Here is a 24,832-nt window from a genome sequence, read left to right as displayed (position 1 = left end):
TTACCTCACCACGAATTCGATGCGCCGGTTCTGCGCCCGGCCGTCGGCGGTGTCGTTGGCGGCGACCGGCTGGGTGCTGCCATAGCCGATCGCGCTGAAACGGTCGGCCGGCAGTCCGGCCTTGACCAGATAATCGACCACCGCCTGGGCGCGCTTCTGCGACAGCACCTGATTGGCGGCAGAGTCGCCGTCGGCATCGGTGTGCCCGATGATCTCGACATTGGCGGAGGGACAGCGGAACGCGATCTCGACGAGGCGGTCGAGCAGACCGGTGGAATCCCTGTCGAGGTCGCTGCGGCCGGTCTCGAACCGGATCTTGGCCTTGCCGAGCAGGTCGGAGAACAGCTGCTGGCACACCGTGGGATCGACCGGGGCGGCTGCCGGCTTCACCGTGATGTCGGCCTTCACCTGCCAGCCCTGTGGGACATCTTTGGCGAGCCCGGTCCGGATCTGGGCCGCTGCGGCGTCGTAAAGCGCATCACCGGAAATCTTGATGTCACGGTCGGACACCACCAGCGTGCCGGTCGACAGCCGTGACAAGGCGCCCAGCGCCGGCACCACCGCATTCACGAAATTGGTTGGCGCGCCGAGGCTGTTCTTGAGATTGTCGACGACCTTCTCGCTGAAGAATTTGCGCGATGAAGAGCCGACGACGACGGCGTGGATGTTCTCGTCGGGAACGTTGCCTGCAAGCGTCACGGTGACCGCGACCGGGTCCTTGTAGGCCTGGAAGACATAGGGCGGCGCCTTGACCTCGTTGCTGGCGACCTTGAAGCCGTCCGGCAGCTTTCCGAGCGCGGCCGCGATCGCCTCGCGGCCGCCGAGCTCGCGCGCCATGCCGGACAATGTGACGTCGCCGTCGGAGATCGTGAACTTGCCGTCCTTCAGCTTGGCGATCTGGCCGATCAGCAGCAGCGCCGCATCCTCGAAGCGCGCCGGCGCGCCGCGTGCCAGGCCCATCTGATCCGCGACCTCCACGCCCGGCAGCGCCGCCCGGGTCGCGTCCATCAGCTTGCCCTTCAAGGCGGGCAGCGGCGCGCTGCCGCCCAGCGTCACCCGGACGACGTCGCGCTCGGCCGACCAGACGAAGGGCTTGGCCTCGGGGACCAGCCGCGTCTCGTCGTTGACGAGCCGCACGCCGGCCACGCCGTCGACCGCAGCAACCGCATCGCGGCGTCCGGCCTCGGAAAACGCATTGGCGCGCAGCGAGACATCGCGGCCGTCCACCGTGATGCTTGTCCTGTCGAGCACCGCCCCCGTCAGGACGGCCGAACTGCGTCCGGCGAGATCATTCTCCAGGGGAACGGTGCTGGTCCAGGCCGCGAGGCCCCAAAGCACGATCAGCGGAATGACGCCAGGCCACCATTTCCCGCTCCACCTGAAAAGTCCGCGCATTCGTCATCCGTCGCATCGAGGAAGCAGAGAGAAAACAAACCCTTGCATGCCTGTCAAACCGGAAATGAGGAGCGCCGCACGGTACGTTGTGACCGCAGGCTAAGGTTTTCTTCAATCATTCGTCGGTAACCTTGTCCCGACACTCACCGGGCCGCATATTTCAGATGAGGCGATTTCGCAAAACCTTTATCCGTGCCGGCCTGGAAGCGCTGTATCTGAGCGGCGCGCATGTCTGGCTGCGCCCGATCTTCTCGGGCGTGGGTGCGATCTATACGCTGCATCATGTGCGGCCGCACCGCGACGCCGATTTCCAGCCCAATTGTCACCTCGAGGTCACGCCGGATTTCCTGCGCGAGATGTTGTCGCACCTGCGCGACCACGACATCGAGATCATCACCCTCGACGAGTTGCACAGCCGGCTGGTGGCGAAGGACTTCTCGCGCCGCTTCGCCTGCTTCACCTTCGACGATGGCTATCGCGACAATCGCGACTTCGCGCTGCCTGTCATGCGCGAGTTCGATGCGCCGTTCACCATCTATGTGACGAGCGATTTCGCATCGGGACTGGGCCGGCTCTGGTGGGTGACGCTGGAGCGGCTGGTCGCGAAGACTGACGCGATCGACATCGAGATCGGCGGGCTGTCGCTGCAGCTCGATGCATCGACGCCGGCAGCCAAATGCGTGACGTTCCAGCGCCTGCACGACTGGCTGCGCGCACTGCCGGGCGAGCACGACGTCCGGCGTGAGATCAGCGCGCTGTGCGCGCGCTACGACGTCGACGAGGCCTCGATCTGCCGTGAGCTCTGCCTGTCCTGGGACGAGCTCCGGGCGCTTTCGACTGAGCCATTGATCTCGATCGGCGCGCATTCGATCAGTCACTGCAATCTCGCCAAGCAGACCGAGGAGACGGCGCGCATCGAGATCGCCGACAGCCGTGCTCGGATCGAGAACGAGTTGCAGCGGCCGGTGCTGCACATGGCCTACCCCTACGGCGACCGCGCCGCCGCTTCCCAGCGCGAATTCGTGCTGGCGGCCGCGAGCGGCTACAAGACCGCCGTCACCACCCGGCCCGGCATGATCTTCGCGGAAAGCGCCGATCATCTCACGGCCCTGTCGCGCGTCTCGCTGAACGGCCATTACCAGCACGCCCGCGTGCTGCCGGTGCTGACCTCGGGCGCGGCCACCGCGATGTGGAACGGCTTTCGCCGCATCGACGCGGCATAGCCCCGCCATAACGTTGCCCTCCGATTGAATTGCGGCGAATTCGTGCGACTGCGTCTCACTTGACGTGCTGGCGCGTCCCGCTCACAAGCGCGCATGACATAAGGAAAGGGAGGCTTCATGCTCAGGAACTTGTTCTCACTCGAAGGACGCGTCGCGCTCGTCACCGGCGGCTCGCGCGGCATCGGCAAGATGATCGCATCCGGCCTGCTCGCGCATGGCGCGGCGAGGGTCTACATCACCGCGCGCAAGGCCGGGCCCTGCGAGGCGACCGCCAAGGCACTGACGACGGAATATGGCGGCGAATGCGTCGCGCTGCCGATCGACATTTCGACGATGGCCGGCATCGAGACGCTCGCGGGCGAGATCAAGAAGCGCGAGCCCAAGCTCGACATCCTCGTCAACAATGCCGGCGCGGCATGGGGCGCCGACTTCGACGAATTCCCGGAGAGCGGCTGGGACAAGGTGATGAACCTCAACCTCAAGACGCCGTTCTTCCTGACCAAGGCGCTCGCAGCTCCCTTGCGTGCGGCGGCCAGCGCCGAACGGCCGGCAAAGGTCATCAACATCGCCTCGATCGACGGCATCTTCGTCAACCCGCTCGAGACCTATTCCTATGCGGCGAGCAAATCCGGCCTGATCCATCTGACGCGGCGCATGGCGGCCAAGCTGATCAAGGACCACATCGTGGTGACCGCGATCGCGCCCGGACCGTTCAAGTCCGACATGAACAAGGCCGCGCGCGACAACGCCGACGAGGTCGCCTCGCGCGTGCCCGCTGGGCGCATCGGCACCGACGAGGACATGGCTGGCACGGCGATCTTCCTCGCCTCGCGCGCGGGCGACTACGTGGTGGGGAATACGATCGCGGTCGATGGCGGCATCGTCTACGCGAACCCGGGCATTCCGGGTGCGGGATGGGACAGCTGAGAAGGGCGAATAGCGAATAGCGAATAGCGAATAGCGAATAGGCTACTTCCCCTATTCGCTACTCGCAACTCGCTATTCGCCTCTCATCAAGTCTCGATCTTCACGTACTCGAAGTCACCCGGCTTGTTGTCGATCCCGACCTTCGGGGGCGCGATCCACGAGGCGTATTCGCCGATCTCGGTGACCGGCTTCATCAGCGAGGAGATGTAGGCGCCGTCGTCGGCCGACGGCAGCCAGTCGCCCTTGCGCTTCGCCCACGTGCCCTCGTCGATCAGGATGCCGTCGGGCGTCGCATGGACGTCCCTGAACTCGCCGATGGCGCGGTGGAAGGCGGTATGCGGCAGCTTGAGCTGGAAGTCGTAGCCTGCGGTCGTGATGATCTTGTTCCAGCGCAGCAGGCCCTTGACGCAGTCCTGCGAGTAGTCGTCGCGCAGGCGCATGTTGAGCGCGGTCAGCGCCGGCTCGTCGACCCGCTTGATCTCGCCGTCGACCAGCTTGAGCACCGGATAGGTCGAGTTCTTGAGCTGGTGATCGTCCTGGATCTGGGTCTCGTGATAGCGGCCCTTGATGCCGGCATTGAAGGCATTGGCCGCGTTGGTCGAGACCTCCGAGCCGAACAGGTCGAGCGACAGCGTGTAGTGCAGGTTCAACTTCTTCTGGATGGTCGGCAGGTCGATCACGCCCAGCGCGCGGACCTTGGCGATGTCGGTGGGATCGTCGATCCCGGCCTCGCGCATCGCCTCGACCGTGCGCTGGATCACGCGGCCGACGCCGGTCTCGCCGACGAACATGTGATGCGCCTCCTCCGTCAGCATGAAGCGGCAGGTGCGCGACAACGGATCGAAGCCGGACTGCGCGAGCGAGTGCAGCTGCATCTTGCCGTCGCGGTCGGTGAAGTAGGTGAACATGAAGAACGACAGCCAGTCCGGCGTCTTCTCGTTGAAGGCGCCGAGCATGCGCGGGCTGTCCGCATCGCCCGAGCGGCGGCGCAGCAGCTCGTCGGCCTCCTCGCGGCCGTCGCGGCCGAAATATTTCTGCAGCAGGTAGACCATCGCCCAGAGGTGACGGCCCTCCTCGACGTTGACCTGGAACAGGTTGCGCATGTCGTAGAGCGACGGCGCCGTCTTGCCGAGATGGCGTTGCTGCTCGACCGAGGCCGGCTCGGTGTCGCCCTGGATCACGATCAGGCGGCGCATCAGCGCGCGATATTCGCCGGGAACCTCCTGCCAGGCCGGTTCGCCATAGTGCTCGCCGAACGGGATCTTGCGATCCTCTTCCTGCGGAGCCAGCAGGATGCCCCAGCGATAGTCGGGCATCTTGACGTAATCGAACTTCGCCCAGCCGCGCGGATCGACCGAATAGGCCGTGCGCAAGTACACCAGCGACTGCTGGAAGCCCTCGGGGCCCATGTCGTTCCACCAGTCGACGTAGCCGGGATGCCAGCCTTCCAGCGCCTTGAGGACCTGGCGGTCCTCGGCGAGATTCACGTTGTTCGGAATCTTGGTCGAGTAGTCGACGTTCATGATGTTCATGTTCATGGCGTGCCTCCCTGAAATCTTCCCGGTGGTCATGCCCGGCCTCGTGCCGTGCATCCACGTCGTTCGTCTCGATTAGCTCGCGGATGGCCGGGTCAAGCCCGGCCATGACGGATGATAACTACACGCGCGCCATGTCATATTGCGGCCGCTCGCCGGTGCCGTAGCGCCGGAGTGCGCCCTCCTCGCCGACCGCGTTGGGCCGCTGGAAGATCCAGTTCTGCCAGGCGGTGAGGCGGGCGAAGATCTTCGATTCCATCGTCTCAGGGCCGGCGAAGCGCAGATTGGCTTCGAGACCGGTGAGGCTGTCCGGCGAGAAGCTGGCGCGCTCCTCGAGGAAGACGCGGATCTCGTCCTCCCAATCGATGTCATCCAGCGCGAAGGTCACGAGGCCGAGTTCCTCGGCCTCATCGGCTTCGAGCGGCTTGCCGACCTGCTCACGCACACGCGCGAGATCGGTGGGATCGGCGAGGAAGCGCGACTCCAGCCGGGTCAGGCCGTGACTCATCGGATAGGGACCGAAATTCATCGCCGACAGTTCGATCGCCGGCGCCGGGCGGTTGTCGCCCTGGATGGTGCCGATCAGCATGTAGGAGCGGTCGGAAGCGAACACCAACTCGGCGAGCGTTCCGGCGAAGCAGGAACCGGGCTCGACCAGCGTGACCAGCGTGCGCGAGGTGACGTCGATGCGCTTCAGCACCCGCTTCCAGTAATGCCTGACCTCGTTGACCAGCCAGTGCGCCTTGTTGGCCTCAAGGAACGCGTCATGCACGAGCACCTTGTCGCGATCGCCATGCGACTTGAACACCAGCATGGCGATGCCGAGCTCGTTGATGCGCAGATGCAGGATGGCATCGTCGAGCTCGCGCGCGACCTGCAGCGGCCAGAAGGAGGCTCCCTGCGCGATCATACCGTCGATGTCGGCCGGCGGCGCAGCTTCGGGAGCCGTGATCGTGATCGTGGCGATGCGGGCGGCGCGGTCGATGTCGACATTGACGAAGCCGTAACGCACGCTGCTCGCGTCAATGATGCGCTTCAGCGGCGTGAGCGCGACACCCTTGCCGCTGCCGTTGCGCTTGGAGGCCGCCGCGAACTCCCTGGCGCGCTCAGCGACCTTGGCGTCGACCTTGGAGTTCGGCGCGATCTCGTCGACGAGGCGCCATTGCACGGCGCGCTTGCCCTTGACGCCCTCTTCCGTCGTGCAGAACGCGTCCGCACGGTCGCGGCGCACCTTGCGCTTGTCGACGACGCGCGTCAGGCCGCCGGTGCCGGGCAGCACCGCGAGCAGAGGCACCTCCGGCAGCGACACCGAAGACGATCCGTCGTCGGCGAGGATGATGTGATCGGTGGCGAGCGCGAGCTCATAGCCGCCGCCGGCCGCGGTGCCGTTCACCACGGTGATGAAGCGCTGGCCGGAATTCTCGGATGAATCCTCGAAGCCATTGCGGGTCTCGTTGGTGAACTTGCAGAAGTTCACCTTGTGGGCGTGGGTCGCGCCCGCGAGCATGCGGATGTTGGCGCCGGCGCAGAACACGCGCGGCTTGGCCGAGCGCAGCACCACGACCTTCACTTGCGGGTGCTCGAAACGCAGCCGCTGCACGGCATCGGCGAGCTCGATGTCGACGCCGAGATCATAGGAATTGAGCTTGAGCTGGTAGCCCTCGAACAGGCCGCCATTCTCGTCGACGTCCATGGCGAGCGTCGCCACCTCGCCATCGATCGAGAGCTTCCAATGTTTGTAGCGGGAGGGATCGGTCTGAAAATCGATGAACGTCTTGCCTCCCGCGAGCACGCGGTCTTCCCCGGCCATGTGTCACCCTTCGTTGGAGTGCTTATCGTTGAGATGCACAATAATTCATGTTATGGCTGGCGTCTACGACAAAAAGCCGAAACATGCACTTTGTTTCATGTTCGTGATGCCGGGGCCGGCAAGGTCGCGGCCGCGAACTCGGCAATGACCCGCAAGGTGGCGTCCGGCGCCTCGCGATGCGGGGAATGGCCGGTGTTGGGCAGCATCGTCACTTCGACCGGGCAGTAGCACTCCTCCTGGATGATCTCGACCTGGCGGATGGTGCCGTACTGGTCGTCGACGCCCTGGATCACGGCCACGGGAACGCGGATGTACGCGAGGTCGCCGGTGATATCCCAGGCCCGGAATGCCGGATCGAGCCAGGCGCCGTTCCAGCCGTAAAACGCGTTGTCGACGTTCTTGTGCCAGCGCGACAGCTTGGCGCGCAGCTCCGATGTCTCGTAGGTCGTCTTGATGGCGGCGATCGAGGAGACGGAGACATCCTCGACGATGACATGCGGCGCGATCAGCACGACGCCATCTAGGCGATGATCGGCTCGGCTGCCGGCGTAGATCGCCGCGATCGTCGCGCCATCGGAATGGCCGACCAGGAGCCCGCGCGAGAAGCCGATCGCATCGAGCAGCTTCGGCAGCACGTCGCACGCCTCGCGCTGCATGTAGTCGAGCGGCCGCGGCAGAGACACCGGGCTGGAGTCGCCGTAGCCGGCGCGCGAATAGACGAACACGGAAACACCGGTGGCTTGCCGGAGCTTGTCGGGAAAGTCGCCCCACAGCCCGACCGAGCCGAGCCCTTCATGCAGCAGCACGATGCAAGGAGCGTCAGAGGGCCGTGCACCGATCAGGCGATATTCGAGATCGGCGGAATCGATGGTGAGGAAGCCGTTCGATGAAAGCTGCACGGGTCACTCTCTCCTTCGTCATGCCCGGCTTGACCCGGACATCCACGTCTTTCTTGTCGAGGCGGAATGGATGGCCGGGACAAGCCCGGCCATGACGACAACCAAGAGCAGGACCACTCCCGCGAGTGGGGGCCAACTACTGACCCGCCCCCTCACGCAGCTTGAAGCGCTGGATCTTGCCGGTCGCGGTTTTCGGCAAGGATTCCACCACCTCGATCCAGCGCGGATATTTCCACGGGCCGATCTTCTGCTTGACGTGTTCCTTCAGTGCCTCGTGCAGGGTCGAGCGATCGACGCTCGGGCGCAGCACGACATAGGCCTTCGGCTTCAACAGCCCCTCCGGATCGGCTTCCGGCACCACGGCAGCCTCGAGCACCGCGGGATGCGTGATCAGCGCGCTCTCGACCTCGAACGGCGACACCCAGATGCCGGAGACCTTGAACATGTCGTCGGAGCGGCCGCAGAAGGTGTAGCGCCCATCGGCGTCGCGCACATATTTGTCGCCGGTGCGCGTCCAATAGCCCTCGAACGTCGAGCGGGTCTTGTGGCGCTGATTCCAGTAGCCCTCACCGGCGGACGGTGCATGCACCAGCATCTCGCCGACCTCGCCGTCCGGCACGTCCTGGCCGGCCTCGTTGACAAGACGAACCTGATAGCCCGGCACAGGGCGCCCCGATGAGCCGTATTTGATGTCCCCGGGCACGTTGGACAGGAAGATGTGCAGCAGCTCGGTCGAGCCGACACCATCGAGAATGTCGACGCCGAACCGCGCCTTCCAGGCACTGCCGACCGATTCCGGCAGCGCCTCGCCGGCCGAGGTGCAGATGCGCAGAGCGCTGCCGGCCTTCTCATGGCGCAGCGACTCATCGTGCAGCATCGCGGCGAACAAGGTCGGCACGCCGTAGAAGATGGTCGGATTGTAGCGGTTGAGGAGCTTGAACATCAGCGCCGGCGTCGGGCGCTCGGAGTTGAGGATCGTGGTTGCGCCGACCGACAGCGGGAAGGTCAGCGCATTGCCGAGGCCATAGGCGAAGAACAGCTTTGCGGCTGACAGACAGACATCGCTCTCGCGGATGCCGAGCACTTGGCTGGCATAGGTCTCGGCCGTCGCGGCGAGATTGCCGTGCAGATGGCGCACGCCCTTGGGCATGCCGGTCGAACCGGATGAATACAGCCAGAACGCCGGCTCATCCTCGTGGGTCGCGACCGTGTCGAACTGATCGCTCTCACGCGCGAGCTCCTCGGTGAGCAGCTTGTGGCCGAAGGCATTGGCGCCGGACACGACGACGCAATCGAGATCCGGCATCCGGCCGACAATGTCCTTCACCACCGGATACAGCGCCTCGGACACGAACAGCACGCGGGCGCGGCAGTCGGCGAGCACATACGCGTATTGGTCAGAGGTCAGCAGCGTGTTGAGCGGCACCGGGACGACGCCCGCGCGCATGGCGCCAAGAAACACCGCGGGGAAATCCACCGTATCGAGCATGATCATCGCCACGCGCTCCTCGCGGCGGACGCCAAGGCGACGCAGCATGTTGGCGACGCGGCAGGTCTGCTGTTGCAGACCGCGATAGGTCAGCTCCGAGACCGTGTCCGTGTAGGCGAGCTTGTCGCCGCGCCCCGCCTCGACATTGCGGTCAAGCAGCCACGATACCGCATTGTACGACTTCACGGCATTCTCCCCGGATTTTTGAATTATAATTCATACAAGGCCACCAACATCGCTTGCTGTCAATCCTCCCCGGCATTATGTTTCCTACTCAAAAGAGTGCCTCAGGGATATGACGCCACACAGCGATGCCCCGCGCGACGACGGCCAGTCCGCGGCCGAGAGCGATTTCCTCGACCAGCTGGGCCAGCGGGTGCGGCGGATGCGCGGCCTCGCCGGCATGTCGCGCAAGGTGCTGGCCGATGTCTCCGGGATTTCCGAGCGCTACATCGCCCAGCTCGAGAGCGGCAAGGGCAATGTCTCGATCGTGCTGCTGCGCCGCATCGCCAACGCGATCAACGCGCCGCTCGACGACATCATCCCCGGCGGCGAGCCATCGCCGGACTGGCCGGTCATTCGCGATCTCCTGAAGAAGGCGAGCCCGAGCCAGATCGCCGAGGTCAAGGAGCTGCTTGCCGGGGGCGCGTCGGCGCCGCTGCGGCGTTCGTTCTCAGGCATTGCGCTGATCGGCCTGCGCGGTGCCGGCAAGTCGACGCTCGGCAAGATGCTGGCGGAGCGGATCGGCTGGAGCTTCGTCGAGCTGAACAAGGAGATCGAGCGGCAGAACGGGCTTTCGGTTGCCGAGATCATCGCGCTCTACGGCCAGGAAGGCTTTCGCCGCATGGAGCAGGCCGCCCTGGTGCAACTGCTCGCGCGCAAGGAGCCGATGGTGCTGGCGACCGGCGGCGGCATCGTCTCCGAGCCGGTCACCTTCGACCTGATCCTGACCTCGTTCTACACGATCTGGCTCAAGGCGGAGCCGGAGGAGCACATGGGGCGCGTGCGTAAGCAGGGCGACCTCCGCCCGATGGCCGACGACCGCTCGGCGATGGCCGAGCTGCGCAACATCCTGGCGAGCCGCGAGCCGCTGTACGCGAGGGCCAATGCGGTGGTCGATACGGCGGGACTGTCGGTCGAAGCGGCGGCCGCACGGCTGGGCGAAGCCGTGAAGCCGGTGCTGACTGGCGACGCCCGGATGTTCGCGCGGGCGTGAGACGTCGTGCGACTTCGATCGCGCCGCAAGCGTCCGGTACGCATTAACCACCACCCACATTTCAATACCGGCGAGACTCGCCACACACCCTCCGATTGATTAATCAATCGTTAAGTCACTGGAGGACGTGGGATGCAAAATCGTCGTCGCGAGGCTCGCCAGCGCGTCTACTATGGCGGCGTGCTGACCTTCAATTCAGGCTGCTCGACGCTGGCCTGCGTCGTGCGCAATTTCAACCACCGCGGCGTCAAGGTCGAGCTCGAGGGCAGCGTGCTGCTGCCGGACCGCGTCGAGATCAGCATCGAACGGCGCGGATGGTCACGACCGGCGCAGATGGTGTGGCGCGACGGCGCGGGCGCCGGCCTCGCCTTCCTTCACGACGATGGCGAGGTGATCGATCTCGAAACGGCGCGCGCCTTGCGCCTGCAGGAGCGCGCCAACAGGCAGCTCAAATCGCGCCTCGAGCAATTGCTCTCGGGGCACTGAGCAATGTCCGAATCCTCGCAAGAGCACGACGACTGGCTGATCGCCTCCGATGCGCCGCCGCCGGTCGCGGCGCGCGCCGCCGAGCGCCCGCGATCGCACTGGCTCCGGCGCGTCACGCTGCTGCTCGCCGCCCAATATGTCATCGTGCTGGTGATCGGCGTCGCGGCGGCCTCGACCGTGCGCGCATTCGTGCTGCCGGAAGTCACCGGTCGCTTCGAGGCGCTTGCAGCGGCGCTCAAGCGAACGCCGCTGCCTTGAGTTCTGAGCTGGTCACTCGATCTCCCGCAGCTCCGCATAGGTCAGCGGCTTGAGGCTGGCGCCATCGAAATAGACGAAGCGCAGGCGGCGGCGGCGGGAGATGAAGTTCGACGGCAGCGGATCGTAGCGGAAGGTGACGCCACCGAGATGCGGCGTCAGGCTGCCGACGTCCGTCAGCGCGTCGATCTCGACGCGCAGCAGCTTGAGGCTCGTGCCGTCGCGCAGGATCTCGAACGGGACCCGCGCCAGCCGCAGGAAGCTGGTCGGATCCGGCGCGGCGATGAAGCCGTCGACGAAGGCGGCTTCGACCTTGTCGAGATCCGGCTCGACCACCGCGGCAGGCTTGGCGCCCTCAGGCTGATGCGGCGTCTGCCATTGCACCGGCGAACGGTGGCCGTGCGGATGGTTGTGGCCGGGGCCATGCGTCGGATGGTCGTGATGATGGTCGTGGCCATGATCGTGGTGATGATCATGATGATGGCCGTGATGGTGGTGATGATGACGCATCGCGGGCCTCAGTAGCTGACCGGCTTGTTGATGATGGACTTGTGGCTGCCGAGCTTGCCGTGCGCGACCATCGAGCCGAGCACCTCGACGACGACGCGGACGCCGATCAGCGCGGTGATGTCCGAGGTGTCGTAGGGCGGCGAGACCTCGACCACTTCGAGTCCGCACAGGCCTTCGGCGGCGACGAGACCCAGCAGCTTCAGCGCCTCGCGCGGCAGGAAGCCGCCGGGCTCTGGCCAGCCGGTGCCGGGCACGAAGCCGCAATCGATGGAGTCGACGTCGAACGAGATGTAGACCGCGTCGGCATCCTTCCAGGCCAGCTCGAGCGCGATCTCGGCGGTCTTCTCCAGGCCGATCTTCTCGATGTCGGCGATGGTCAGCACGTTGGTGTTGCGCTTGCGCGCGACCTCGACGCCCTCGCGCGGCACCTGCCAGCCGCCGATACCGAGCTGCACCAGATTGGTCGGCGACACATTGGGCAGGTTGGTCGCCCAGTACCAGGGCGTGGTGTGCATGCGCTCGTCGAGATCCTTCTCCTGGATGTCGATGTGGCGGTCGAAATGGATGATGCCGATCTTCTTGTCGGTGCACTGCGCGATGCCGCGCACGCACGGAAAGCCGATCGAGTGGTCGCCGCCGAGCATGATCGGCAGCGCGCCGGACGAGAACACATGCGCGACGCCGCGGCTGATCTGGTCAAAGCTCTTTTCCAGATTGGCGGGAATCGTGAAGACGTCGCCGGCATCGCACAAGGTCATCTGCTCGCGCAGGTCGACGCCCAGCTCATAGTTGTAGGGCGTGTAGAGCGCGGAGATGCGGCGGATGCCCTGCGGCCCGAAGCGGGTGCCGGGCCGATAGGTGGTGCCGGAATCGAAGGGGATGCCGATCACTGCGGCGTCGTATTTGCCGACGTCGCGGACGTTCTCGACATACGGCGCCTTCATGAAGGTGTTGATGCCGGCGAAATGCGGCAGCTCGCCGCGGGCGAAGGTCGGGATGTCGCGATCCGTCAGCGTGTCGGCGCCGGGCAGGCCCATGTCGAGCGCCCATTGCCGCTCCTTGCGCCAGCCGTTGGTCGGCAGCTTGCCCTCGGCCTCCAGCGCCTGCCAGCCTTGCGTGGCCATCTTGTCGAAGTCCGGATGGTGACGGCGCATGCTCCGGCGCTGCGAGTGCAATCCGGCGCGGCGCGACCGGCGCATGAATGGGAATGACATGGAGACTCTCCTTCGTTTCTTTCGACGTTTCTTGAACTGACTATTGCGTCGCCTGCAGGCTGGCGCGGATGAATCCGAGCACGGGCACGGCGCTGTCGCGGGTGAGATCGAGATCGTAGGTGATGCGCGCGCCGAACCGCTCCGGCGCCTGCGGATCCTTGCGGGGACGGTCGAGCGCGATCAGCCGCGTGGCGAGGCCGAACGCCTCCTTGATGTCGTGGGTGACCATCACGATGGTCATGTTGTGCTGGCGCCACAGCGGCTTGATCAGCGCATGCATCTGGGCGCGGGTGCCGGGATCGAGCGCGCCGAAGGGCTCATCGAGCAGCAGCACGCGCGGCTGCTTCGCCAGGGCCTGCGCGATCGCCAGGCGCTGCTGCATGCCGCCGGACAACGCGCTTGGATATTTGTCGCGATGCTCGGCCAGGCCGACGGCCTCGATCAGCGCGAGGCTCTTCTCCATCGCCGCCTTGCGCGCCGATCCGAACAGCCGCGCCGTGAACGGGCTGCCGGCAAGCTCGTAGCCGAGCAGCACGTTGCCGAGCACGGTCAGATGCGGGAACACCGAGTAGCGCTGGAACACGATGCCGCGGTCCGGTCCGGGCTCGGCCGGAAACGGCCGGCCGTCGAGCAGCACCGCGCCCTGGCTCGGCCTCTCCTGGCCGAGGATCAGGCGCAGGAAGGTACTCTTGCCCGCGCCGGACGGGCCGACGATCGACAGGAACGTGCCGGAGGCGATCTCGAGATTGATGCGCTCGAGCACGACCTGGTTGCCGTATTCGACCCAGACGTTGCGGAAGGAGAGCGTGCTCATTGGCGGCTGCCTCGCGCATATGCCCAGGGAAAGGCGTGCCGTCCGAACCAGACCAGCGCGTAGTCGAGGATGTAGGCAAGCAACGTGATCCAGACGACGTAGGGCAGGATCACATCCATCGAGAGATAGCGGCGGACCAGGAAGATGCGGTAGCCGAGTCCGACATCGGAGGCGATCGCCTCGGCCGAGATCAGGAACAGGAAGGCGGGCCCGATCATGAGCCGCAGCCCCTGGATCAGGCGTGGCATGATCTGCGGCAGCACCACGCGGATCGCGACCTGCCAGGTCGAGGCGCCCAGGGTCTGCGCCTTGATCAGCTGCTCGCGCGGCATGTTCTGCACCTCGAGCGAGAGGTCGCGCACCAGGGTCGGCGTGACGCCGATGATGATCAGCACCACCTTGGACAGCTCACCGAGGCCGAACACGATGAACAGAACCGGCAGCATCGCCATCGGCGGGATCATCGACAGAACCGCAATCAGCGTGCCGAAGCCGGCGCCGGCCACTGGCAGCAATCCGATGGCGAGTCCGAGCACGAGACCGATGGCGGCGGAAATGCCGAGGCCGAGCGCGAGGCGCTGCAGGCTCGCCGCCGTGTCGGACCACAGCACGTAGTCGCCGGAGCGGCGATCCGGCTCGGTCGCGAGCCGCTTGGAGGTCGCGACCATCTCGGAGACCGGCGGCAGCAGCTTGTCGTCGGGATTGTCCGCGCGCCGCTGCGCCGATCCGACCACGTAGATCAGCGCGATCAGCAGGAACGGCAACAGGGCCAGCAACAGCCGGCTGCCCCGGTTCGGAACGACGTTCATGGCACGCGGCATCAACAGGCTCCCTCAATCCTCATGGTGAGGGGCGCGTCAGCGCCGTCTCGAACCATGAGGCCCCGATGTGGGCCTCATCCTTCGAGATGCTTGCGCTCGCGCAAGCTCTTCAGGATGAGGGGTGGCACCGGCGGCGGTCCAGGAAGCGGATCAGAGCTTCCCTTCGGCCGCCATCTTCATGAAGGTCGGATCGAAGCGCAGCTTGACATTGCTGGCCGCGCCCAGCGCCTTCGTCGGCGTGGAGATGCCGACCGCGTCCTTCGACTTCACGTTCTCGCCAAGCAGGTTGTGATCGAAGCAGAAGGTGCGCACGAGATCCATGATCTTGGGCAATTCCGGTCCGGTCACGAAGGCGAGCGCGTCCTTCGGCTCGTAGTACATGAACGTCGTCTTGAGCTGGGTCTCGAAGCCGGCGAGATCGGTGCCCGACAGCTTGGCCATCGCCTCGCGCGCGGCCTTGCCCTTCTCGCTCTGGTCCTTCATCAGCGCGATGGTCTCGTACCAGATGCCGACCAGCGCCTTGCCGAGCTCCGGATTGTCCTTGAGCGTCGCGCTGTTGACGACCAGGAGATCCTCGATCTCGCCGGGGATCTTGCTGGAATCGAACACCAGCGTTGCCCCCGGCTCGGCCTTCACCTCCAGTAGTTGCGGATTCCAGGTCACCACGGCCGTCGTGTCCGGCGACTTCGCGGCGGCGACGATGTCGGCGTCGGAGGTGTTGACGGTCTTGATGTTCTTCTCGGACAGTTTCGCGGTCTCGAGGCCGCGCGCCAGCAGATAGTGCGACACCGAGAGCTCGACGAGGTTGACCTTCTGGCCCTTGATGTCGGCCATGGTCTTGCCCTTCTTCAGCACGACACCGTCATTGCCGTTGGAGTAGTCGCCCATGATGATGGCCGACGTGTCGACGCCGCCGGCAGCGGGGATGGTCAGCGCATCCATGTTGGTGACGGTGACGCCGTCGAACTTGCCGGCGGTGTACTGGTTGATCGACTCGACGTAGTCGTTGATCTGCGTGATCTTGATCGAGATGCCGTATTTGTCCGCCCACTTCTTGACGATGCCGGACTCGGCCGCATAGGGCCACGGCATCCAGCCGACATAGATCGTCCAGGCGATGTTGAATTCCTTCTTCTTCTCAGCTGACGCGGATGACAGCGATGCGGTCGCCAGCGTCGATGCAGCGAGCAGTGCAACAAACAGATTTCGCGCTTTTCCCATGTCCAGTCCCTCATCGGTTTTCTGACCGCGGACTGGCATGAAGAACCTCGTGCCTGCCAAGCGCGGCCACTGAGGTCTCCCGGGTTTTTATCCCGCCGTGCACCAGGGCTCTCCCCTGGCGGCTGCTCTCGGACCAGCATTCTCGATGGAGAACCGGAACCCTAGCTGCCAACTCTGAGCAACGAGGGGAGCAATCCGCGTGCCAGGGAAAAATGCTTGCGATTCAACGGAACCAGCGGCACGCTGTGCTCAAAAATTCGGCACTCAGAATTCTTCTTGGGCGAGGTGGCGCGTCAGCCGACGCCGGCCATGCAACGACAGCATGAACCGTCCGGTGCACGGGGGGCGACATCATCAGGCAGGCCCGTCAGTCGCAGTGGCTTGGAGTCTCGTTGATATGATCAGGTCTTCCGGGATCACATTAGCAACCATTCTGGCTCTCAGCCTCGCCGCCGAGGCAGCCTTCGCGCAGAGCGCGCCCGCTCCCGATACGCCGGCGCAACCTGCTCCCGCCGCGAGCCCCATCCCGACAGCCACTCCGGCACCAGCCGCCTCGGCCGAGAAACCTAGCGACGCCAAGCCGGCCAGCGAGGCGGCCGCGCCGAAGAAGAAGCGGACGAGGACCAGCACGCGCAAGGAAGTCGAGGACTCCCTGCGCAGCGGCACGGTGCCGTCGCGCTATCGCAGCCGGGTGCCGAAGGAGTACCAGAAGTACATCCCGTTCCGTCGCTGAGGTCTAGAGTGGCGGTGTCATTTTCACGATGACTCCGACGATCAGCATGAAGGCGAGACACAGCCCCGTCTCAAGGTCGGAATGAACAGACCAGAAGCCGCGCAGGCCGGCCACGGCTTTCTGCGGTGATTCGATTCGGATACGAGGTGCACGCATTTGTTCAACCTCTGATAAAAGGAAAAACAAACTACTACCCTGGAAAAATAGTCCCGTCCAAGCCGCGCCTCAATGCGAAAAATCAGCGCATGTCGGGGCAGCTAGCAAAATCTACGCCCGACGCCCGACGCGATCTTGATTTGAGTCAATCCGCTTCCACGTCGGAATAGCCGGCAGCGCGCCGCCCTCAAATACCCAGATAGCGGTGCTGCAGCTCCGGCTCGGCCATCAGTTGCTCCGACGTGCCATGCCACACGGTGCGGCCACGCTCGATGATGTAGTGGCGATCGCAGATGCGGGTCAGATGCTCGACATTCTTGTCGATCACCAGGATCGACTGCCCGCGCGATTTCAGCAGCGACAGGCAGTTCCAGATCTCCTCTCGGATCAACGGCGCCAGACCCTCGGTCGCCTCGTCGAGAATGAGGAGTTTCGGGTTGGTCATCAGCGCCCGGCCGATCGCCAGCATCTGCTGCTCGCCGCCGGAGAGCTGGTTGCCCATGTTGCTGCCGCGTTCGGCGAGCCGCGGAAACAAGGCGTGGATCTTGTCGAGCGTCCAGGGATCGGACGCGCCGAGCCGGTTGGCCGAGGCCGCCACGAGATTCTCGGTGACGGTCAGATTCGGAAAGATCTGCCGTCCCTCCGGCACGAGGCCGATGCCGAGCTGAGCGATCCTGTAGGACGGCAGCTTTCGTGTCTCCTGACCGCTGAAGCGGATCAGGCCGGCGCGCGCCTGGGTCAGACCCATGATCGAGCGGATCGTGGTGGTCTTGCCCATGCCGTTGCGGCCCATCAGCGAGACCATCTCGCCGGGGCGGATCGCCAACGACAGGCCGAACAAGACCTGGCTCAGGCCGTAACAGGTCTCGATGCCGTCGACCTCGAGCAGCATGGCGCTTGTCCCCAGATCAACCATGGCCGACCACCACATGCTGATCGCCGAGATAGGCGCGCTTGACCTCCTCGTTCTGCCGGATCTCGTCCGGTCTGCCCGAGGCGATGATGCGGCCATAGACGAGGACCGAGATGCGGTCGGCGAGCGCGAACACCGCCTCCATGTCATGCTCGACCAGCACGATCGACACTTCCTTGCGCAGCTCGTTCAGCAGCTTCACCATGCGCTGCGACTCGGTCACCCCCAGGCCGGCCATCGGCTCGTCGAGCAGCAGGAGCTGCGGCTTGGTCGCGAGCGCGACGGCGAGCTCCAGCTCGCGCTGCTCGCCATGGCTGAGCTTCGACACCAGCACGTCGGCGCGATGGCCGAGACCGACGCGCTCCAGCGCGGCCTGCGCGGCGGCACGCAGCGGCTTGTCCTTGCGCGCGGCGGCGAAGAAACGGAACGAGTGCCTGCCGTCATGGGCTTGCGCCGCAAGCGCGACATTGTCGGCCGCGGTGAAGTCGGTCAGCAGCGAGGTGATCTGGAACGAACGCGCCAGCCCCAGCGCGCTGCGCTTATAGGCGGGGAAATGCGAGATGTCGCGGCCCCCTAGGAAAATGCGCCCCGCATGCGGCGCCAGGTGGCCGGTGAGCTGGCTGATCAGCGTGGTCTTGCCGGCGCCGTTCGGCCCGATGATGGCGTGGATCTCGCCCTTGGCAACGTCGAGACAGACGTGATCAGTCGCGACGATGCCGCCGAACCGGCGCACGAGATTGTCGACGCGAAGCAGAGGTTCAGCCACGGTTCAACCTCCCGAGCATGCCCATGATGCCGCCGCGGCCGAACAGCACGATCAGGAGCAGCAGCGGCCCCATGATCAGCGCCCAATATTCGGTGATCTGCGACAGCACCTCTTCCAGCACCAGGAACACGACCGAGCCGACGACCGGCCCCATCAGGGTGCCCATGCCGCCGAGGATGACCATCACCATGAGGTCGCCGGAGCGGGTCCAGTACATCACGGCAGGGCTGACGAAATCGGTGTTGTTGGCAAGCAGCGCGCCGGACAGGCCACAGAGCATGCCGGCGATGACGAAGCACGCCAGCTTGTAGCGCTTCGACGGGAAGCCGATCGCCTGCATGCGCTGCTCGTTGGAGCGCAGGCCCTGCAGCACGAGGCCGAAGCGCGAATTGACGATCCGCCAGATCAGGACCACGACGGCAAGCAGGCAGAACAGGCAGAGATAATAGAACTGCACGCGGTTGCCGAGATTGATCAGGCCGCCGAAATCGCTGCGCTTGTAGACGGTGAGCCCGTCATCCCCGCCGTAACGGGCGAGGCCGGACGCGACGTAGTAGGCCATTTGCGCAAAGGCCAGCGTGATCATGATGAAATAGACGCCGCGGGTACGCAAGGAGAGCGCGCCTATGACCAGCGCATAGAGCGCCGAAATCGCGATGGCGACCGCGAACTGGGCATAGCCGGAGCCGATGCCCTCCTGCGCCAGGATGCCGACGGCGTAGCCGCCGATGCCGAGATAGGCGGCATGGCCGAAGCTCATCATGCCGCCGTAGCCCATGATCAGGTTGAGGCTGACGGCCGCCAGCGCCAGGATCACGATGCGGGTGAACAGCGTGAGGATGAAGATGTTGCCGGAGAGGTTCGAATAGACCGGCAGCAGCACCAGGCCGGCCACGACGATGATGGCCACGATGGTCGAAACGTTGAGCGAGGATTTCATCTGCGGTTGGCCGGAAACAGACCTTCAGGCCGCGCCACCAGCACGATCGCCATCAGGAGGTAGATCAGCATCGACGACATCGCCGGCGCCGCAGTGGAAGCTGCTGCCGAGTTCAGCACCTGGCGCAGCAGATTGGGCAGGAAGGCGCGGCCCATGGTATCGATCAGGCCGATCATGATCGCCGCGATAAAGGCGCCGCGGATCGAACCAATGCCGCCGATCACGATGACGACGAAGGCGAGGATCAGGATGTTCTCGCCCATGCCGATCTGCACCGTGAGGATCGGCGCCTGCATCAGCCCGGCCAGGCCGGCGAGCGCGGCGCCGAGGCCGAACACCAGCGTATAGAGCAGCTTGATGTTGATGCCGAGCGCACCGATCATCTCGCGGTTGGAGGCGCCGGCCCGGATCAGCATGCCGATCCGCGTCCGCATCACGCCGAGATAGAGCAGCAGCGCCACCAGCAGCGCCACGACGATGATCGCGAGCCGATAGGCGGGATATTGGATGCCGGGCAGGATCGTGACCGGGAAGGCGAGCCAGGACGGCAGCGGCAGCGCCAGTCCCGCCGGGCCCCAGATCAGCCGGACGGCCTCGTTGAAGAACAGGATCAGGCCGAACGTCGCGAGCACGTGATCAAGGTGATCGCGCCCATAGAGATGGCGCAGTGCCGTGAATTCGAGCACGATACCGAGCAGAAGCGTGGCTCCCAGTGCCATGACGGCGCCGAGCACGAAGTTGCCGGTCCAGGCCACGAAGGTCGCCGCGAAATAGGCGCCCATCATGTAGAGCGAGCCGTGGGCCAGGTTCACGAAGTCCATGATGCCGAACACCAGCGTCAGGCCGGCGGCCAGCAGGAACAGCAGCAGTCCAAACTGCAGCCCGTTCAGGAATTGTTCGACGACGAGAAGCATGCCCCTCACTTCACGCTCAAAAAGACGGCGGCAGAACCCGTTCCAGGCGCTGCCGCCATGTCCGTCCCGATCTTAGGCCGGAGATGTTTTAAGCTTCAAGCAAATTCCAGGCCTGTTTCGTCCTCTGGCTCGGAATTCTTTTCGCTCACTTCATCGGGCACTTGTCGTGGAAGCGGTCCTGGTCGTTCTCGACGATGGTGGCGACCGTCTTCAGCGAGAGCTGGCCCTCGGTGTCCTTGACCACGTCCTGCAGGTAGAAGTTCTGGATCGGGATGTGATTGTTGCCGAACTTGAAGGAGCCGCGCAGCGACTTGAAGTTGGCCTTCTCCATCTCGGCCTTCATCGCGTCCTTCTTGGACGTGTCGCCCTTGACCGCAACCACGGCGCTGTTGATCAGCTGGGCCGCATCGTAGGCCTGGGCGCCGTAATAGGTCGGACGCAGGCCGGTGTATTTCTTGCGGTAGTCGGCGACGAACTTCTTGTTCTGCTCGTTGGGCAGGTCGTTGACCCATTCCTGGGCGCCGGGCACGCCGATCGCATTGTCCTTCTGCAGCGGCAGCGACAATTCGTCGACGGTGAAGGCGGTGTAGAGCGGCATCTTCTCCTTGAGGCCGGCCTGCGAATATTGATTGAGGAATTGCACGCCGGCCGCGCCGGGATAGAACACGAAGATGGATTCGGCGCCCGAGGCGCGCGCCTTGGAGAGCTCGGCGGAGAAGTCGAGCTGGCTCGGCCACACCGTGTATTCCTCGCCGACGACCTGGCCCCTGAAGGTGCTCTTGACGCCGGCCAGCATGTCCTTGCCGGCCGCATAGTTCGGCCCGATCAGGAACACCGACTTGACGCCCTTCTGGTTCATGTAGAGGCCCATCGCTGCGGGCGTCTGGTCGTTCTGCCAGGATGTCGAGAACACGTAGGGAGAGCACAATTCGCCGGCGAGCTGCGACGGGCCGGCATTGGCCGAGATCAGAAAGGTCTGGGAATCCACCGCGGTCTTGAGCGAGGCCAGCAGCACGTTCGACCAGATGTAGCCGACGATGAAATCGACCTTGTCGGACTGCACCAGCTTCTCGGTCTTCTGCTTGCCGACGTCAGGCTTCTGCTGGTCGTCCTCGTAGATCACCTCGACCGGCTTGCCGTCGATCTTGCGGCCGAGATGGTCGAGCGCGAGCTCGAACGAGTTGCGCATGTCGTTGCCGATCACGGCGGTCGGACCGCTGAACGTCGAGACGAAGCCGATCTTGATGGTGTCGCCGGCAAAGGCGGTGCTCGAAAACAGCAGCGCTGCGGCGCTCGCCAGCCAGAAGCTCTTCATGGTCTTCCCTCCCCTCAAACAAATCGTTCTTATCGTTGTTTTGTCGCCGCCACGCAGCAGCACGACCAGCGGCGGCGTTTCGCCGCAGCATTCGTCGCGCGGTGCTGATCCTACGCGCCATCGATCCATGCACCATAATTCCCGGAAACGGGCAAAGGCAAGAACTATAGTGCGTGTTAAGGATACTGCAGCACAGCAGACGGCAGGGTCGGGAAGAAGGTCATGAGAGGAAGTCGCCTTCCCCGCGCCGTCATGGCCGGCCTGTCCCGGCCATCCACGCGGCTCGATAGTCGCCGCTCGACGTGGATGCCCGGGACAAGCCCGGGCATGACGGAGCAACTGAAGAGCAGCGGCTCTCGCGGCATCTACTTCTAGATGTCACTCGTGGATATCACTTGCTCGCTACCCCACGAACGCATCACTTCACCAGCGCACACCCGCCATCGGCGATCGGGCGGAACGCCTGCTCGGCCGGAATCGTCGAGACCAGACGATAGTAGTCGTACGGATATTTCGACTCCTCCGGCTTCTTCACCTCGAACAGATACATCGGGTGCACGACGCGGCCGTCGGCCCGGATCGTCACATCGCCGAATAGCTTGTCCTTGCCCTTCACCGTCTTCATCTGCGGCACGACGTCCTTGGCATCATCGCTGCCGGTGGCAGCGACCGCGTTGAGATAGGCAAGCGTCGAGGCATAGACGCCCGCCTGGTTGCCGCTCGGCATCTTGCCGTTCATGCCGGGGCGCGCTGCGAAGCGCTTGGCGAAGGCGCGGGTGTCGTCGTCCATGTCCCAGTAGAAGGCCTCGAGCAGTTGCAGGCCCTGCGCCGCCTTCAGGCCCATGCCATGGATGTCGTTGATGAACAGCAGGAACGCGACCAGCGACTGGCCGCCCTGCTGGATGCCGAACTCGGACGCCTGCTTGACCGCATTGATGGTGTCGCCGCCGGCATTCGCCAGGCCGATCACCTTGGCCTTCGAGCCCTGCGCCTGAAGCAGGAACGAGGCGAAGTCCGTCGTGCCGAGCGGATGCTTCGCCGAGCCCAGCACCTTGCCGCCGTGCTTCTCGATGTAGTTGGTGGCCTCCGCCTCGATGCCCTGGCCGAGCGCATAGTTGACCGTGATGAAGTACCAGTCCTTGCCGCCGCGGCCCATCATCGCAGCCGCCGTGGTGTTGCCGGTCGCCCAGGCGTCGTTGACCCACTGAATGGTGTTCGGCGAGCAGGCCTTGCCGGTGAGATCGGAGCTCGCGGTCGACGACGCCAGGAACGTCATCCGGCTGTTGCGCAAGAGCTCGTTGACGGTGAGGCCCACGGCCGAGTTGGGCACGTCGACGACGGCATCGACCTTGTCGACATCGAGCCATTTGCGCGTGATCGCCGAGCCGACATCGGCCTTGTTCTGGTGATCGGCATAGACGATCTCGACCTTGATGCCTTTACCGCCGCCGTTGAAATCCTCCGCCGCCATGCGCGCGGCCTCGACCGAGCCCATGCCGTTGGTGTCCTGGAAGATGCCGGAGATGTCGTTGAGCACGCCGACGCGTACGACATTGTCCGAGATCTCACCGGCCCGCGCCGCGCCTGCAAGGCAGACTATTGCGACCAGCGCCAGCGCGCACGAATTCAGCTGCTTCATGATGTCCTTCCCCGTATGTTGCTTGTTTGATTGTTGTCGTTGCGGCTGGAGGTCGTCTCCAGTTGCGAAATCAGCTCTGCCGATCCGGAATGCGCACCACCAGTCCGGCCAGCGCCGGCTGCACCCTGATCTGGCAGGACAGCCGGCTGTTCGGCCGCCGTTCGGCTGCGGTGCCGTCCAGCAGCGCATCCTCATCGTCGGACACGGGATCGAGCTTCCCGGCCCAGGCGTCGTCGACATAGACGTGGCAGGTGGCGCAGACGGCATTGCCGCCGCATTCGGCGACGATGCCGTCGATGCCGTGGGTCAGCGCCGCCAGCATGACGCTGGCGCCGTCCTCGGCCTCCACGCTTTCGCTGCGGTTGTCGGGATGGATGAAGGTGATCATGGTCATGGTACAGCTCGGGCTGGAGTAAAGGTGACCGGCAGGCTCTCCAGCCCACGCAGCGTGTTGTTGTAGCGGCGCTTTGGCTCGCCGCTCATCGTGATGCTCCCGACCTTGCGGGCGAGCGCCGTCAGCACCGCCTCGCCTTCGAGCCGCGCGACGAGCTGGCCGACGCACATGTGGATGCCCGAGCCGAAGCCGACATGGCCGGACACTTTTCGGGTGATGTCGTAGCTGTCCGGCTGCTCCCAGCGGCGCGGGTCGCGATTGGCGCTACCCAAGAACATCAGCACCTTCTCGCCTTCGGGAATCGTGACGCCGCCGAGTTCGACGTCACGCGTGGTGGTGCGGAAGAAGGTCTGCACCGGGCTTTCGAACCGCACGGCCTCCTCGAACGCGTTGCGTGCCAGCGACGGATCGGCGCGCAGCCGCGCCCATTGATCGGGGAAGCGCGCCAGGCAATACACCGCGGCGCCGATGCCGTAGACGGTGGTGTCGAGGCCGGCCGACAGCAGCGAGCGCACCAGCAACGGCGCCTCAGCCGGCGTGATCTCGCCGCTGTCGCTGAAGGCGTGGATGCAGGAACCGAAGCCGCCGGGCGTGAGATTGTCGCGCTGGCACTGCTCCGTGACATAGGCCTGGTGCGGCGCCGAGCGCTCGATCGCCTGCTGGCGCAGCTCATTCGGCGGACCGAACGCGTTGAACACCAGGCTCGCATAGGGAATGAGATGCTCGCGCCCCTCCGGCTTCAGCCCGAGCGCATCGGGAAACACCGACAGCGGATAGGCCTCGGCGAGATCGGGGATGGCATCGAACGAGCCCCGGCCTACAAGCTCGCCGATCTTGGCCTCGGCCGCCGCCATGAAGCCGTCGCGCAGCCGCTTCATGACGGCCGGCGACAGCACCTTGCTCAGCACGGCGCGGGTGCGCGTATGCGCCGGCGGATCCGCCTCGAGGATCAGGCTCGGCGGCCGCCACGGCTTCTCCTTGGCGAAGTCGCTCAAGCCCACGCCGCGGCTGGAGCAGAACGTCTGGGGATCGTTGAGGACGGCATAGACCTCGGCGTAGCGGGCGACGCCGTAGACGTTCCACGCGTCCAGATGGATGACGGGGCCGGCCTCGCGCATCTCCTGATGCGCTGGATAGGGATCGTCGAAGAATTCATATGAGAACGGGTCGATGGCGAGGTGCGGGATGAGCGGCGCCATACCGGCAGCGGGGGAAAGACCTGTTGGGTTCATGCGGAGCTCCCGAAG

24 protein-coding genes and 1 riboswitch are annotated in these 24,832 nt (G+C 64.9%); of the genes, 6 read left to right on the top strand and 18 right to left on the bottom strand.

Going from position 1 to position 24,832, the window contains the following annotated elements; translation table 11 throughout:
* The gene (locus ACQR13_RS17435; RefSeq protein ID WP_316187461.1) at positions 1-1,395 is read right to left on the bottom strand and encodes an OmpA family protein; all 1,395 of its coding nucleotides are present in this window, start codon (positions 1,393-1,395) and stop codon (positions 1-3) included.
* Between the two features lie 164 nt (positions 1,396-1,559).
* Here ACQR13_RS17435 and ACQR13_RS17430 point away from each other — a divergent pair, with 164 nt between their 5' ends.
* Together ACQR13_RS17430 and ACQR13_RS17425 are read left to right on the top strand one after the other, a co-directional pair.
* Positions 1,560-2,618, top strand: a complete 1,059-nt coding sequence (locus ACQR13_RS17430; protein ID WP_316193453.1) for a polysaccharide deacetylase family protein — start codon at positions 1,560-1,562, stop codon at positions 2,616-2,618.
* 117 nt (positions 2,619-2,735) lie between these two features.
* Positions 2,736-3,545, top strand: a complete 810-nt coding sequence (locus tag ACQR13_RS17425) for an SDR family oxidoreductase (RefSeq protein ID WP_316173221.1) — start codon at positions 2,736-2,738, stop codon at positions 3,543-3,545.
* A gap of 86 nt (positions 3,546-3,631) precedes the next feature.
* Here ACQR13_RS17425 and boxB read toward each other — a convergent pair whose 3' ends face one another.
* The 4 genes from boxB to ACQR13_RS17405 form a co-directional block, all read right to left on the bottom strand.
* Positions 3,632-5,083 (bottom strand): benzoyl-CoA 2,3-epoxidase subunit BoxB, encoded by a 1,452-nt coding sequence (gene boxB / locus ACQR13_RS17420; RefSeq protein WP_316193454.1) that lies wholly within the window; start codon positions 5,081-5,083, stop codon positions 3,632-3,634.
* Positions 5,084-5,201: 118 nt separating this feature from the next.
* Positions 5,202-6,890: a 2,3-epoxybenzoyl-CoA dihydrolase gene (gene boxC, locus ACQR13_RS17415; RefSeq protein ID WP_316193455.1), complete on the bottom strand. Its 1,689-nt coding sequence runs from the start codon at positions 6,888-6,890 to the stop codon at positions 5,202-5,204.
* Between the two features lie 95 nt (positions 6,891-6,985).
* Positions 6,986-7,789, bottom strand: coding sequence for an alpha/beta fold hydrolase (locus tag ACQR13_RS17410; RefSeq protein ID WP_316193456.1), 804 nt, complete (start codon positions 7,787-7,789; stop codon positions 6,986-6,988).
* Between the two features lie 136 nt (positions 7,790-7,925).
* Positions 7,926-9,464 carry a benzoate-CoA ligase family protein gene (locus ACQR13_RS17405; RefSeq protein WP_316193457.1) on the bottom strand — a complete coding sequence of 513 codons (1,539 nt, stop codon included), beginning with the start codon at positions 9,462-9,464 and terminating at the stop codon, positions 7,926-7,928.
* A gap of 109 nt (positions 9,465-9,573) precedes the next feature.
* On the opposite strand from ACQR13_RS17405, the gene ACQR13_RS17400 reads away from it, so the two are divergent.
* The 3 genes from ACQR13_RS17400 to ACQR13_RS17390 all read left to right on the top strand — a co-directional run bounded on the left by ACQR13_RS17400 (position 9,574) and on the right by ACQR13_RS17390 (position 11,238).
* Positions 9,574-10,494, top strand: a complete 921-nt coding sequence (locus ACQR13_RS17400) for a helix-turn-helix transcriptional regulator (RefSeq protein ID WP_316193458.1) — start codon at positions 9,574-9,576, stop codon at positions 10,492-10,494.
* A gap of 132 nt (positions 10,495-10,626) precedes the next feature.
* Positions 10,627-10,980 (top strand): PilZ domain-containing protein, encoded by a 354-nt coding sequence (locus ACQR13_RS17395; RefSeq protein ID WP_315717130.1) that lies wholly within the window; start codon positions 10,627-10,629, stop codon positions 10,978-10,980.
* A 3-nt stretch (positions 10,981-10,983) separates the two neighbouring features.
* On the top strand, positions 10,984-11,238 hold the full coding sequence (locus tag ACQR13_RS17390; protein ID WP_316173223.1) for a hypothetical protein: 255 nt from the start codon (positions 10,984-10,986) through the stop codon (positions 11,236-11,238).
* A gap of 12 nt (positions 11,239-11,250) precedes the next feature.
* Here ACQR13_RS17390 and ACQR13_RS17385 read toward each other — a convergent pair whose 3' ends face one another.
* The 5 genes from ACQR13_RS17385 to ACQR13_RS17365 all read right to left on the bottom strand — a co-directional run bounded on the left by ACQR13_RS17385 (position 11,251) and on the right by ACQR13_RS17365 (position 15,815).
* A complete protein-coding gene (locus ACQR13_RS17385; protein ID WP_315717174.1) occupies positions 11,251-11,619 on the bottom strand; it encodes a hypothetical protein in 369 nt (122 codons plus the stop codon).
* Positions 11,620-11,753: 134 nt separating this feature from the next.
* Positions 11,754-12,959, bottom strand: coding sequence for an agmatinase family protein (locus ACQR13_RS17380; RefSeq protein ID WP_316193459.1), 1,206 nt, complete (start codon positions 12,957-12,959; stop codon positions 11,754-11,756).
* 40 nt (positions 12,960-12,999) lie between these two features.
* A complete protein-coding gene (locus ACQR13_RS17375; protein ID WP_316193460.1) occupies positions 13,000-13,773 on the bottom strand; it encodes an ABC transporter ATP-binding protein in 774 nt (257 codons plus the stop codon).
* Positions 13,770-14,594, bottom strand: coding sequence for an ABC transporter permease (locus ACQR13_RS17370; RefSeq protein WP_316193461.1), 825 nt, complete (start codon positions 14,592-14,594; stop codon positions 13,770-13,772). The genes ACQR13_RS17375 and ACQR13_RS17370 overlap by 4 nt, the downstream gene beginning before the upstream one ends.
* Before the next feature lie 150 nt (positions 14,595-14,744).
* Complete coding sequence (locus tag ACQR13_RS17365; RefSeq protein WP_315717125.1) at positions 14,745-15,815, bottom strand: putative urea ABC transporter substrate-binding protein; 1,071 nt, start codon at positions 15,813-15,815, stop codon at positions 14,745-14,747.
* Between the two features lie 74 nt (positions 15,816-15,889).
* Positions 15,890-15,991, bottom strand: a riboswitch (guanidine-I (ykkC/yxkD leader).
* Positions 15,992-16,212: 221 nt separating this feature from the next.
* Between ACQR13_RS17365 and ACQR13_RS17360 the strand changes: the two genes are divergently transcribed.
* Positions 16,213-16,548, top strand: coding sequence for a hypothetical protein (locus tag ACQR13_RS17360; RefSeq protein WP_315751204.1), 336 nt, complete (start codon positions 16,213-16,215; stop codon positions 16,546-16,548).
* A gap of 343 nt (positions 16,549-16,891) precedes the next feature.
* On the opposite strand, the gene ACQR13_RS17355 is transcribed toward ACQR13_RS17360, so the two are convergent.
* The 8 genes from ACQR13_RS17355 to ACQR13_RS17320 form a co-directional block, all read right to left on the bottom strand.
* Complete coding sequence (locus ACQR13_RS17355) at positions 16,892-17,596, bottom strand: ABC transporter ATP-binding protein (RefSeq protein WP_315751202.1); 705 nt, start codon at positions 17,594-17,596, stop codon at positions 16,892-16,894.
* 16 nt (positions 17,597-17,612) lie between these two features.
* Positions 17,613-18,383, bottom strand: a complete 771-nt coding sequence (locus tag ACQR13_RS17350; protein WP_315751200.1) for an ABC transporter ATP-binding protein — start codon at positions 18,381-18,383, stop codon at positions 17,613-17,615.
* Positions 18,376-19,323, bottom strand: a complete 948-nt coding sequence (locus ACQR13_RS17345; RefSeq protein ID WP_315751199.1) for a branched-chain amino acid ABC transporter permease — start codon at positions 19,321-19,323, stop codon at positions 18,376-18,378. The genes ACQR13_RS17350 and ACQR13_RS17345 overlap by 8 nt, the downstream gene beginning before the upstream one ends.
* Complete coding sequence (locus ACQR13_RS17340; protein WP_315751198.1) at positions 19,320-20,237, bottom strand: branched-chain amino acid ABC transporter permease; 918 nt, start codon at positions 20,235-20,237, stop codon at positions 19,320-19,322. Before ACQR13_RS17340 ends, ACQR13_RS17345 begins: the two co-directional genes overlap by 4 nt.
* A 145-nt stretch (positions 20,238-20,382) precedes the next feature.
* Positions 20,383-21,552: an ABC transporter substrate-binding protein gene (locus tag ACQR13_RS17335; RefSeq protein ID WP_315751197.1), complete on the bottom strand. Its 1,170-nt coding sequence runs from the start codon at positions 21,550-21,552 to the stop codon at positions 20,383-20,385.
* Positions 21,553-21,970: 418 nt separating this feature from the next.
* On the bottom strand, positions 21,971-23,191 hold the full coding sequence (locus tag ACQR13_RS17330; RefSeq protein WP_315717119.1) for an ABC transporter substrate-binding protein: 1,221 nt from the start codon (positions 23,189-23,191) through the stop codon (positions 21,971-21,973).
* 70 nt (positions 23,192-23,261) lie between these two features.
* Positions 23,262-23,585: a 2Fe-2S iron-sulfur cluster-binding protein gene (locus ACQR13_RS17325; protein ID WP_434863025.1), complete on the bottom strand. Its 324-nt coding sequence runs from the start codon at positions 23,583-23,585 to the stop codon at positions 23,262-23,264.
* The gene (locus tag ACQR13_RS17320; RefSeq protein WP_434863024.1) at positions 23,582-24,817 is read right to left on the bottom strand and encodes a cytochrome P450; all 1,236 of its coding nucleotides are present in this window, start codon (positions 24,815-24,817) and stop codon (positions 23,582-23,584) included. The genes ACQR13_RS17325 and ACQR13_RS17320 overlap by 4 nt, the downstream gene beginning before the upstream one ends.
* Positions 24,818-24,832: the final 15 nt, after the last annotated feature.

The organism is Bradyrhizobium sp. HKCCYLRH3059 (assembly GCF_051168035.1).
Lineage (GTDB): Bacteria > Pseudomonadota > Alphaproteobacteria > Rhizobiales > Xanthobacteraceae > Bradyrhizobium.
The sequence above is the reverse complement of the archived record's forward strand: the minus strand, read 5'-3'. Positions and strand labels throughout refer to the sequence as shown.